We start from the raw sequence: 11,387 nt of genomic DNA on the forward strand, positions 1-11,387 counted from the left end.
TCAAGGCGTCGGCTCTGCCTGGACCTGGAACTCGGCGAGGTCCCCGACGAGTTCCCGGCGGACCAGCACCTTCAGCAGCGTGCCCTCCTCCAGGTACTCGGTGGAGAGGATCTCGGCGTCCTCCGCGTGGAGCCTGGAGACGATGTCACCCTGGTCATAGGGCACCATGAGCTGCAGCGGGACGCTGGGACGCGGGATGGAGCGGCTGATCAGTTCGCGCAGCTCCTCGATCCCCTCCCCGGTGTGCGCCGAGACCACGATGGTGTGCGGCTCACGACGGCGGATCCGTTCCACCACGTCCCAGTCTGCGACGTCGGCCTTGTTCAGCACGATGACCTCGTCCACCTCATCGGCGTCGACCTCGGCCAGCACCGTGCGGACCGCGCTGATCTGGCCCTCGGGCTCGGGGTGGGAGGCGTCGACCACGTGCAGGATGAGGTCGGCGTCGGCCACCTCCTCCAGCGTGGAGCGGAACGCCTCGATCAGCTGGGTGGGCAGCTGTCGGACGAAGCCGACCGTGTCCGAGAGCGTGTAGCCGATCCCGTCCGGGGTGACCGCCTTGCGGGTGGTGGGGTCCAGGGTGGCGAACAGGGCGTTCTCCACCAGGACCCCGGCGTCGGTGAGCCGGTTCAGCAACGAGGACTTGCCCGCGTTGGTGTATCCGGCGATCGCGACGGAGGGCACGGCGTTGCGTTTGCGGTTGGCCCGCTTCGCGTCCCGAGCCGGTTTCATCGCGGCGATGTCCTTGCGGAGCTTGGCCATGCGCGCGTTGATCCGCCGACGGTCCAGCTCGATCTTGGTCTCACCTGGACCGCGTGACCCGATGCCGGCACTCGCGCCACCAACCTGGCCGCCGGCCTGGCGGGACAGCGACTCGCCCCAGCCGCGCAGGCGCGGGAGCATGTATTCCATCTGGGCCAGCTCCACCTGGGCCTTGCCCTCCCGGGACTTCGCGTGCTGCGCGAAGATGTCGAGGATCAGGCCGGTCCGGTCGATGACCTTGACCTTCACGATGTCCTCCAGGCCGCGGCGCTGGGAGGGTGCGAGCTCGGAGTCGACCACGACGGTGTCGGCGCCGAGCTCGGCCACTGCGACGCGGATCTCTTCGGCCTTGCCGGAGCCGAAGAAGGTGCCGGGGTCCGGCTTGGCCCGGCGCTGCAGGAAGCCGTCGAGCACGGTGGAGCCTGCGGTCTCGGCGAGCGCGGAGAGCTCACGCAGCGAGTATTCCGCCTCTGCGACGGTGCCCTCGCCCCAGAGCCCGGCGAGGACCACGCGCTCCAGGCGCAGCTGGCGGTACTCCACCTCGGAGACGTCTTCCAGCTCGGTGGAGAGCCCGTCGACCCGGCGCAGGGAGCGGCGTTCCATGAGTTCGAACTGTTCGCCGTCGGACTCGGAGTGTGAGGTATCACCGGCGAGCTCACGTGCTTGTTCACCGAGGATGCCGCGGCGTTTGAAGCTCGAATCCGCCTCAAACCGGGTGGTCCGCTTCGGTGCGTCTTCGCGGGCTCGATCAGCGGCCAGGATCCGCTCGATGGTCGCATCGACGGAGGACTGCTCTGCGGCTGGCGCCGTGGAGTCCTCGGGGGTCTCGCCTGAAGGTTCGGGCGTGTGATTCTGCTTGGTCATGATCTCCTTAGGACCAGTTTTCGGCCTGGCCCTGCCCGCCGTGGATCTCCATCCTACGTTCGACCCTGGACATGGTTAAGTGCGCGGGTCCGCTGTGGAGATCGAGCGGGGCTTGTTCGGGGGTGTGGATACTTTGGTTCGGCCAGCTTCCGGATCCGCATCGGGAACCGAGGTGGCGCAGTCCGCGAGGACCGCGCTGGTGCCGGGCGAACGACACTGCCGGCTCAGCGGGCCGGCCAGGTGGTGAAGGGGTGACTCAACCGCGCGGGCGGGAGTACGTCAGGTGAATCCACATAGGGAGGAGTCTACTACGATTCACCGTGTGAACTCCCAGCATTATTTCTCCGCGTCCCCCGAGGGGCCCTTCACCCGCCGAACCGTCAGCGTCACCCTGGACCGCAGAGAGGTCTCGGTCTCCACCGCCGGGGGCATCTTCTCCCCCGACGGAGTGGACAAGGGCACTGCGGTGCTGCTCAAGCACGCGCCCGATCCGGCGAGCCAGGGCCACCTGCTCGACATCGGCTGCGGCTGGGGCCCGTTGGCGCTCACCCTGGCGATGCGCTCACCGGCGGCCACGGTCTGGGCGGTGGATGTCAACGAACGCTCCCGCATCCTGTGTGCGGAGAACGCGGCTGCACTGGGACTGACCAATGTGCGGGTCGTGGCACCTGAAGAGGTGCCGGCTGAGATCGAATTCGACACGATCTGGTCCAATCCCCCGATCCGTGTGGGCAAAGAGGTGCTGCACGGACTGCTTGAGCATTGGCTGCCGCGGCTGGGTCCCGGCGGCGAGGCCTGGCTGGTGGTGCAGAAGAACCTCGGCGCGGACTCGCTGCTCGCCTGGATCACCACGATGCTCTCCGGCTCAGCAAGCGAGTTCCACAACGGGCGCGCGGAGACCGCGAAGGGCTTCCGACTGCTTCGGATCAGCCGCGGCTGAGCAGGCGGCGTCGACGGCTCAGCGGCTCAGCGGCTCAGCGGCTCAGCGGCTCAGGCGAGTGTCCCGGTGAGCACCAGCTCCGCGGGTCCCGCCAGCTCCACGTCCTCGGCCCCGTCGGCGCGGGCGGTGAACCGTACAGTGACCTGTCCGCCGGGGACGTCGACCTTCCAGAGGTTCACGCTGTCATCTGCGGCCCAGACCCGGACCGCGGCTGCGGCGGCGCAGGCGCCGGTCCCGCAGGACATGGTCTCGCCGACCCCGCGTTCATGCACGCGCATCCGTACCCGACCCACCGGCTGGCCGTCTTCGCCCTGAGTCACCAGCGGCTCGGCCGGGACCACGAACTCCACGTTGGTCCCTGCGGGCGGGACCGGGTCCACCTTGGGTGCCTCGTGAAGGTTCAGGTCCTGCAGGGTGGTCTCGTCAGAGAGAGCGACGACGGTATGCGGATTGCCCATCGAGATGCTCAGGGCTGGGCGGGGCTCATCGAGTCCGGCGGCGATCACCAGCGCGTCCGAGGCGTTTGACGCGGCCTGCTCGGGGTCCAGGAAGGACCATACGCCCATGCCGATGGCGTAGCCCTCGGGGACCTTGCGCACGGTGCGCAGCCCGGCCCGGGTCAGGACGGGAAGCTCCTGGCCCTCGGCCAGCTGCACCAGGTCTTCGGCGATCAGGAAGTGGGCGAAGGCGCGCACGCCGTTGCCGCACATCTCGGACACCGAACCGTCGGAGTTCCGGTAGTCCATGAACCACAGGGGCGCTTCGTCGGTGCTGCTGAGCTCAGGCGTCTCGGCCAGCACCCGTGACACCATGGCGTCGCCGATGACCAGGTGTGCGGGGACTGCACGGATGACCCCGTCGCCGCCGATGCCCAGGTGACGGTCGCAGAGCGCTGCCACCTGGTGCGCTTCCAGAGTCTGCTCCCCGGTGGGGTCGGCGATCATGACGAAGTCATTGCCGGTGGCGTGGGCCTTGGTGATCGAGGTGCCGGTGAGGGCGTCCAGGCCGGTGAGGTGGTGAGCCACGCGGTTCTCCTTCATTGATGCTTCGGGTCCTGATCTTCTGAGCTGCTGCTTGGGGGCGCGCCGCTGTCGAGATGTTCAACGCAGCGCGCGGTGGATCGCTTCCTGGGCCTGCTCGGTGAGGTCTTGGGACGGCGCCGGGAGCCAGGTCACGCGGGGATCAGCGCGGAACCAGGTCTCCTGTCTCCGGGCGAACCTGCGCGTGGCCACCGTGGTGGACTCGATCGCCTCCCCCGGGGTCAGTTCGCCATCGAGGACTTCGAGGAACTGCTGGTAGCCGATGGCCCGGGAGGCGGTGCGTCCTCGACGCAGTCCGGCGTCGTCGAGCTGGCGCACCTCCTCGAGCAGGTCTTGGTCGGCCATGCGCTGGACGCGGCGTGCGATGCGTTCGTGGAGCAGGGGCCGGTCCACGTCGAGTCCGATCTGCACCACCGGTTCCAGGCCTGGTTCATGGCGCCGCTGCGGCATGTAGGAGGAGAAGGTCCGGCCGGTGAGCAGCACGACCTCCAGGGCACGGATCAGGCGTCGGTCGTCTTTGATGACGGCGGCAGACTCGGGGTCCAGCTCGCGCAGCTCCTGGCGCAGCGGGGCTGCACCCTCGTCGTCGAGTCGCAGGGTCAGGCGGCTGCGCAGCTCTGCGTCGGTGGGCGGGAATTCGATCACGTCGATGACGGCGCGCACGTAGAGCCCTGAGCCGCCGACCATGATGGGGGTCTTGCCGCGGGCTCTGATCTCCCCGATGATCCGGCGTGCCTGGTCCTGGAAGTCCGCGACCGAGGCCTCCTCGGTCACGTCGAGGACGTCGAGGAGGTGGTGCGGCACGGCGCCGGCCTCGTCCTGGGTGACCTTGGCGGTGCCGATGTCCATGCCTCGGTAGAGCTGCATCGAGTCGGCGTTGATGATCTCCCCGTCAAGGCGCTCGGCGAGGTCGATGCCCAGCGCTGACTTGCCGGAGGCCGTGGGGCCGACCAGCACGATCAGCGGAGCCGTCTGCCGGGCAGCATCCGATCTTGCGGAGGACGCCTGCTGTGTCAGATGATCAGCGGTCATCAGGAGACGGGGCGCAGAGTCGGCATGCCGAGAGAGACGGCCGCAGGAGTGGATCCGGTCACCTGAGTGGTGCCCACGCCGCAGGAGTCAGCCTGCCAGCGGTCCCAGGCTTCGCCGGCGGAGGACCGACGAAGCTCGTAGTCCGCGGGGCCCGTCGGATCGGCCAGCAGGTGGAATCCGGCGGCCTCGGTGATGGTCACGGTCACGAAGTCACCGGGACGCGGCGCGGAGGCTCCTGCCGGCACGGCGAAGTGCACGAGCCGGTTGTCCCGCGCGCGCCCGCTGAGCCGTCCGGTCTCGGTGGCTTTCGCACCGGAGTCGGCGGTGACGAGAAGCTCCTGGGAGGTGCCCACAAGTTTCGCGTTCTCTTCGGCGCCGATGCGGTCCTGCAGGGCGCACAGGCGTTCGAACCGCTCCTGCACGATCGCCTTGGGGATCTGATCCTCCATGGTGGCGGCGGGGGTGCCTGGACGTGGTGAGTATTGGAAGGTGTAGGCCGAGGCGAAGCGTGAGGCCTCGACCACCCGCATGGTGTCCTCGAAGTCCGCCTCGGTCTCCCCGGGGAAGCCCACGATGATGTCGGTGGTGACCGCCGCACGCGGCATGGCTTCACGCACCTTCTCCAGGATCCCGAGGAACTTCTTGGAACGGTAGGAGCGTCGCATGTCTTTGAGCACCTTGTCGGACCCGGACTGCAGCGGCATGTGCAGCTGGGGCATGACATTGGGAGTTTCGGCCATGGCATGGATGACGTCGTCGGTGAAGGATGCCGGGTGGGGGCTGGTGAACCGGACGCGCTCGAGCCCTTCGATCTCTCCGCAGGCGCGCAGCAGTTTGGCGAAGGCGCCGCGGTCGCCGAACTCGACTCCGTAGGTGTTCACGTTCTGGCCCAGCAGGGTGACTTCCACTGCGCCGTCGGCGACGAGCGCGCGGACCTCGGCGAGGATCTCGCCCGGACGCCGGTCGCGCTCTTTGCCGCGCAGCGAGGGCACGATGCAGAAGGTGCAGGTGTTGTTGCAGCCCACCGAGATGGACACCCACCCGGAATGCACGGACTCGCGTTTGGTCGGCAGCGTCGACGGGAAGGTCTCGAGAGCCTCGAGGATCTCGATCTCGGCCTCGGCGTTGTGGCGGGAGCGCTCCAGCAGTGCCGGCAGCGACCCGATGTTGTGGGTCCCGAAGACCACGTCCACCCAGGGTGCCTTCTTCTGGACGGTCTCCTGATCCTTCTGCGCCAGGCAGCCGCCGACGGCGATCTGCATGCCGTCATGCGCGGCCTTGGTCTGGCGGAGCATCCCCAGATGTCCGTAGAGCTTGTTGTCGGCGTTCTCACGCACCGCGCAGGTGTTGAAGACGACGAGGTCCGGGGTGGCGCCCGCTGCGACGGGCCCGTAGCCGGCGTCCTCCAGGAGTCCTGACATCCGCTCGGAGTCGTGGACGTTCATCTGACAGCCGAAGGTGCGCACCTCGTAGGTGCGCGGACCCGCCGCTGCCGGGTGCGCATCGACGGCAGAACCCTCCGCCAGGGCGGGGTCCGGTGCGGTGGTCTCGGCGCGGTCCATCAGTGCATCACTCATTGCAGGGAATTCTACGCGTTTGAGTGATCCTCGATCACTTCACGCACGATCTGAAAGGCTGCTCCCGGGGCGTGGCCTCTGCGGGCCAGCATCGAGACCAGTCGACGGGTGACCTTGTCCCGTTCGGCGCGCTCCTCCGGACTGGGCCCGGTGGGCACGGCCTTGCCCTGAAGCTTGCGCCGCACGAGCTCGCGCGCGGCCTCACCCTCGTCCTCGGCGCTGATCTGCTCCAGCGCGTCAGCTGCCACCGGCTCGCTGATGCCCTTCTCACGCAGCTCCCGGCGCAGCGCGGACTTTCCGAGGTTCTTGAGCTCATGACGACCCCTCACCCAGGTGCGGGCAAACTCCGTGTCATTGACCAGGTGGACCTCTTCCATCCGATCCAGCACCCGGGTGATGATCTCCGGGTGGAACTCCTTATCCTTCAACGCCACGGCGAGCTGGTGCCGGGACTTCGGGGACCCGGTGAGTCGGCGCAGCACCACGGCACGCGCCTTCTCGTACTGCTCCTCAGGACTGAGCTCGGCGATGGCACCCATGGAGGTCTCGGCCTCCCCGTCGTCGGCCTCAGCTTCAGCTTCAGCTTCAGGGGCATCGACTTCAGGGGCATCGACCGCGGGGGCGTCCTCGGCCCGACCTTCGCGGCGATCCTCAGCCTCCAACGGGGCCGGGGGGCCGGGGAGCCCGCCAGGGTCCACCAGCGGGCGGGCCGCGGCTGATGCCTCGAACTCGAGGTCCCCCGACTCGATGTCAGCGAGTTCGGGGCCAGCGAGTTCGGAGTCAGCGAGTTCAGGGCCGGCAGAGTCGGCCTCCGCGCCCAGGGCGTCGCCCGGGACGGTTTCGCCCGGGGCAGACCCGGCAGTCACAGCGTCGGCAGGCGGAGCGGGCAGGGAGGTGTCCACCACCAGGAAGTCGGGAACCGGCTCGTCCGGGTCCCGCTCCTGGATTCTCGTCATGGCCGCCCGCAGGGCGTCGATCTTCTGCTGCTGGTCACCCATAGAGGCCTCCTATCAGCCGTCGACCGCCTTGAGGGCGGGTCCACCTTCGTCTTCCAGCGGGGCGATCAGACCGAGCTTCTCCCGGATGCGACGCTCGATCTCATCGGCAAGGTCGGGATTGTCCTTGAGGAATGTGCGCGCCTTCTCCTTGCCCTGGCCCAGCTGGTCCCCGTCATAGGTGAACCAGGCGCCGGACTTCTTCACGAGGCCGTTCTCGACGCCGACGTCGATGAGGCCGCCTTCACGGGAGATTCCCTCGCCATAGATGATGTCGAACTCGGCCTGCTTGAACGGCGGGGCCATCTTGTTCTTCACGATCTTGGCGCGGGTCCGGTTGCCCACCGCGTTGGTGCCCTCCTTGAGGGTCTCGATGCGGCGCACGTCGACACGGACCGAGGCGTAGAACTTCAGCGCCTTGCCGCCCGAGGTGGTCTCCGGGGAGCCGAAGAAGACGCCGATCTTCTCGCGGAGCTGGTTGATGAAGATCGCAGTGGTCTTGGTCTGCGAGAGCCGACCGGCGATCTTGCGCAGCGCCTGCGACATCAGGCGGGCCTGGAGGCCGACGTGGGAGTCGCCCATCTCGCCTTCGATCTCGGCGCGGGGCACCAGCGCGGCGACGGAGTCGATCACGACGATGTCGATGGAGCCCGAGGAGACCAGCATGTCCATGATCTCCAGCGCCTGCTCACCGGTGTCCGGCTGGGAGACCAGCAGCGCGTCGGTGTCCACGCCCAGCTTCTGGGCGTACACCGGATCGAGCGCGTGCTCGGCGTCGATGAAGGCGGCGATGCCGCCCATCTTCTGCGCGTTGGCCACTGCATGGAGGGCCACGGTCGTCTTGCCCGAGGACTCCGGGCCGTAGATCTCCACGACGCGGCCGCGGGGGAAGCCGCCGATGCCGAGTGCGGCGTCCATGGCGATCGATGAGGTCGGGATGGTCTCGATCGGCGCCCGGGTTTCATCACCCAGACGCATGACCGAACCTTTGCCGAACTGCTTGTCGATCTGTGCCAGCGCTGCTTCAAGCGCCTTCTCACGATCTTTGCTGACTGCCATGATTCACCTCGATGACTCGTTGTATGTATGTGGTGCCAGATTAGGCGGACCCTCTGACATGCCCTCGTGCACGGGCAGACGATGTGCATCCAACCGGGTCGACCCCGCAGTACGGGCCTTCTGAGGAAAACTCTAACTCATCCAGTCGAACATATCTTCGACTGTCGCCCGGCGTGTCCGCGCGGCTGATTCGCCCGCCGCCGCCGAGGCCGCGGGCCGCTCCACCCATGGTGCTGATCGGGTGTGTCCGGTCCAGCTCAGCTCTTCGGCGAGATGTCTCGTCCGAGGCGTCGATCAGCGGGGACATCCTGCTGCTCACACACGGCGTCCCAGACATCGCGCGGACTCACGCCCGCCTCCAGCGAGGACTTCACCGTCAGCTGGTATTCGCTGAGCACCAACGAGTCGGCGAGGACGTGGGCGTAGTTGGCCCCGAACTCACCCTCCATGAGGAACCAGAACCGGCTTTCTCTCACGAAACCCTCTTGTCTGTGCCGTTGTCTGTCGAATGTCGCACCGCTGATCCTGCGGAGCGCTGCACCGGGTCGGCGATGTTCACGGCTCCGGGGACGGTGGACTCCTGCGCGAGCGAGGGATCGTGCTCGGCGTCGAACTCGGTGTAGGCCTTGTTGAGCTTGGCCAGCAGCTTCGAGAGCGTCTCGATCTCCTGCTCCTGCCAGGGCGTGAGCATCTGCAGGTATCGCTCGGCTCGGTCCCCCTGGGCGGATTCCAGCCGGGCGCGGCCCTCCTCGGTCAGCGAGACCATCTGGGCCCGGCCGTCGGCAGGGTCGGTGGCCTTCTCCACGAAGCCGCGGTGCTCCAGCGTGCTGAGCTGCCGCGAGAGTGTGGGTTTGCCGATCCCCAGGTGACGGGCGATCGCAGTCATCCGCTGCGGTCCCATCTGCTGGAGCGTGGCGAGCACGGAATAGGAGGCCGGCTCGATCTCGGAGTCGATCTGACGCGCCAGCTGCAGGGCGTTGAATCGACGCCGGACGAAAAGTCGGTTGAACTCCTGCTCCAGCTCGTGGACCTTGGCGCGTCGATCAAAACTTTCCATGGGCAACAGTCTAGGACAGCAAGGGAGGGCCGCCCCATAGGGCGCCCTCCCAGACTGATCTTTGGCCTGCTCCGGTGCTGAATCTCATCCGGCTGATCCGTCGACGATGTTGCCGGTCTGGCCAGCGGCTGGCTGGCTGTCGGTGCACACGCCCATGCCTTGCGGCCGGTAGCGGTCTCAGGACCCGCTGCGGGCGAGTTCTTCTCGGGTCAGCGCATCGGGCACGCGATCCGGGACGACGCCGCCGCCGAACTCGCGCTGGAATTCGGTGGGCACGGTGTCGGGGACGTGGAGTCCCTCGGCGGTGGCGATGCGCTCCGCAACCTGGGAGAGCATCGTGGAGAGTGGCACCTCGAGGGCGGAGCAGATCGAGGCGAGCAGCTCCGAAGAGGCTTCCTTCTGCCCGCGTTCCACCTCGGAGAGGTACCCCAGGGACACTCGCGCGTCGTGGGAGACATCTCGCAGGGTCCGGCCTTCGGCCTGCCGGATGCTGCGCAGGACGTCACCGATCTCCTGGCGCAGGATCACTCCCTTGGACTCTCGGGGCTGGGTCGTGGCGACGCCTTCGACGTCCATATCTTTCCAACGGGTCACGCCGTTGACGGTGACTGGTTGTCTCACCATGGACTCACTCCTCTTTCGGTATGTTCCACCTGTCGTCAACGGTCTTGGCAGGTGTTTTCTTCCCGGGGTGGCTGAAGGTCCCTATACGCCTACTCTAGTCCCGATCCCCGATGCCATGAGGTTCGGTGAGCAAGAAGTCTTCGACAAGTTTCAATGCGCCCTCCACCGAGGCGGCGCGGATCTCTGCGCGGTCACCGTGCAGATCCAGCAGCAGGGATCCAGAGATCCACGTCTCGGCGGTCTCGGGGGCCAGTCCCGCCGAGGCCGGTTCGCAGCCGGCGGGAAGGCGCAGTCCGAGCCGCTCGGCTGAGGACTCTCTGCAGGCCAGCCCCAGATAGACCGTGCCCACGTCCTTGCCCTCGTGAGGTTCGGGCCCGGCCACGCCGGTCGTCGCGATGCCGATATCGGCTCCTGTGCAGAACGCGACGCCGCGCGCCATGGCCGCCGCGACATCGGGATCCACGGCGCCGCGATCCTCGAGCAGCTGCGCATCGACGTCGAGAACATTACGTTTCACGGCGCTGGAATAGGCGACGACGCCGCCAAGCAGCGCCACCGAGGTGCCGGGCACCTCGGCGATGCGGGAGCAGAGACCGCCGGCGGTCAGCGATTCAGCGGTGGCCAGGGTGAGGCCCCGGTGCCCCAGGCTCTGGATGATGGTGCGCGGCTCGGTCCGGCGCTCCGCGGCGCGGGCGACCTTTCCGGCCTGTCCGGAGATCCGGTCGGGCTCGCTGGAGAGATCAGTCATCGTCGGGCGACCTGGGGTGCTCGGCCGCGGCAGAGTCTGCACGCTCCTGGCGCACCCGGCGGCGCATCCGGATCGCGGAGATCAGGTAGTCCACTCCGGTGACCACGGTGACGGCCAGGGCGAGGATCATGATCCAGAAGGCGACGTCGGCCAGCCAGGTCGCGATGACCACTAGGGGCAGCAGCATCAGCAGCAGGCCGGCGGACTGCAGCACCGTCTTGAGCTTGCCGCCGCGGGAGGCCGGCATCACGCCGTAGCGGATCACGACCATGCGCAGCACGGTGACGCCGAGCTCACGGGCAAGGATCACGATGGTCACCCACCAGGGAAGCTCACCGAGCAGCGAGAGCATGACCAGGCCGGCCCCGATCAGCAGCTTGTCCGCGATGGGGTCAGCGATCTTGCCGAAGTCGGTGACCAGGTTGCGGGACCGGGCGAGGTCGCCATCGATCTTGTCGGTGAGCACCGCCAGTGCGAAGACCCCGGCGGCGGCCCAGCGCCATCCGCCGTTGGTGGCCTCGCCGGACCCGCCGAACACCTCGCCCTGGGCGTCGAGCACCAGGAGCCAGATGAAGACCGGGACCAGCGCTATGCGCACCATGGTGAGGATGTTGGCGATGTTGAGCAGCGGCGGTTCGGCCGGCTGCCCGGTCTGTGCGTCTCGTTCGCGCGGTGTGTCAGTCATGAGT

12 protein-coding genes are annotated in these 11,387 nt (G+C 67.7%); 1 reads left to right on the forward strand and 11 read right to left on the reverse strand.

Features of this window, described 5'->3' with window-relative positions; genetic code table 11:
* Positions 1-1,626 carry a GTPase HflX gene (hflX, locus tag LTH93_RS02735; protein WP_241464244.1) on the reverse strand — a complete coding sequence of 542 codons (1,626 nt, stop codon included), beginning with the start codon at positions 1,624-1,626 and terminating at the stop codon, positions 1-3.
* 322 nt (positions 1,627-1,948) lie between these two features.
* Between hflX and LTH93_RS02740 the strand changes: the two genes are divergently transcribed.
* Complete coding sequence (locus tag LTH93_RS02740; protein ID WP_241470002.1) at positions 1,949-2,566, forward strand: class I SAM-dependent methyltransferase; 618 nt, start codon at positions 1,949-1,951, stop codon at positions 2,564-2,566.
* A 50-nt stretch (positions 2,567-2,616) separates the two neighbouring features.
* On the opposite strand, the gene dapF is transcribed toward LTH93_RS02740, so the two are convergent.
* The 10 genes from dapF to pgsA form a co-directional block, all read right to left on the reverse strand.
* The gene (dapF, locus tag LTH93_RS02745; protein WP_255727122.1) at positions 2,617-3,606 is read right to left on the reverse strand and encodes a diaminopimelate epimerase; all 990 of its coding nucleotides are present in this window, start codon (positions 3,604-3,606) and stop codon (positions 2,617-2,619) included.
* A 60-nt stretch (positions 3,607-3,666) separates the two neighbouring features.
* Positions 3,667-4,638: a tRNA (adenosine(37)-N6)-dimethylallyltransferase MiaA gene (gene miaA, locus LTH93_RS02750; RefSeq protein WP_241470003.1), complete on the reverse strand. Its 972-nt coding sequence runs from the start codon at positions 4,636-4,638 to the stop codon at positions 3,667-3,669.
* Entirely contained in the window at positions 4,638-6,215 is a 1,578-nt protein-coding gene (gene miaB / locus LTH93_RS02755) for a tRNA (N6-isopentenyl adenosine(37)-C2)-methylthiotransferase MiaB (RefSeq protein WP_255727123.1), read from the reverse strand. Before miaB ends, miaA begins: the two co-directional genes overlap by 1 nt.
* Before the next feature lie 11 nt (positions 6,216-6,226).
* Positions 6,227-7,213 carry a regulatory protein RecX gene (locus tag LTH93_RS13395; RefSeq protein WP_370642643.1) on the reverse strand — a complete coding sequence of 329 codons (987 nt, stop codon included), beginning with the start codon at positions 7,211-7,213 and terminating at the stop codon, positions 6,227-6,229.
* Positions 7,214-7,225: 12 nt separating this feature from the next.
* Positions 7,226-8,269: a recombinase RecA gene (gene recA, locus LTH93_RS02765; protein WP_241464241.1), complete on the reverse strand. Its 1,044-nt coding sequence runs from the start codon at positions 8,267-8,269 to the stop codon at positions 7,226-7,228.
* 257 nt (positions 8,270-8,526) lie between these two features.
* Positions 8,527-8,745 carry a DUF3046 domain-containing protein gene (locus tag LTH93_RS02770; protein WP_241470004.1) on the reverse strand — a complete coding sequence of 73 codons (219 nt, stop codon included), beginning with the start codon at positions 8,743-8,745 and terminating at the stop codon, positions 8,527-8,529.
* A complete protein-coding gene (locus tag LTH93_RS02775) occupies positions 8,742-9,326 on the reverse strand; it encodes a MarR family winged helix-turn-helix transcriptional regulator (RefSeq protein ID WP_241464239.1) in 585 nt (194 codons plus the stop codon). The genes LTH93_RS02770 and LTH93_RS02775 overlap by 4 nt, the downstream gene beginning before the upstream one ends.
* Before the next feature lie 177 nt (positions 9,327-9,503).
* Complete coding sequence (locus LTH93_RS02780) at positions 9,504-9,950, reverse strand: helix-turn-helix domain-containing protein (RefSeq protein WP_274617472.1); 447 nt, start codon at positions 9,948-9,950, stop codon at positions 9,504-9,506.
* Between the two features lie 94 nt (positions 9,951-10,044).
* Entirely contained in the window at positions 10,045-10,698 is a 654-nt protein-coding gene (locus LTH93_RS02785; RefSeq protein ID WP_241470005.1) for a CinA family protein, read from the reverse strand.
* Positions 10,691-11,383, reverse strand: coding sequence for a CDP-diacylglycerol--glycerol-3-phosphate 3-phosphatidyltransferase (gene pgsA / locus LTH93_RS02790; RefSeq protein WP_241470006.1), 693 nt, complete (start codon positions 11,381-11,383; stop codon positions 10,691-10,693). The genes LTH93_RS02785 and pgsA overlap by 8 nt, the downstream gene beginning before the upstream one ends.
* Between the last annotated feature and the right edge of the window lie 4 nt (positions 11,384-11,387).

The organism is Nesterenkonia sp. DZ6 (assembly GCF_022565835.1).
In the GTDB taxonomy this organism is placed as follows: Bacteria; Actinomycetota; Actinomycetes; order Actinomycetales; family Micrococcaceae; genus Nesterenkonia.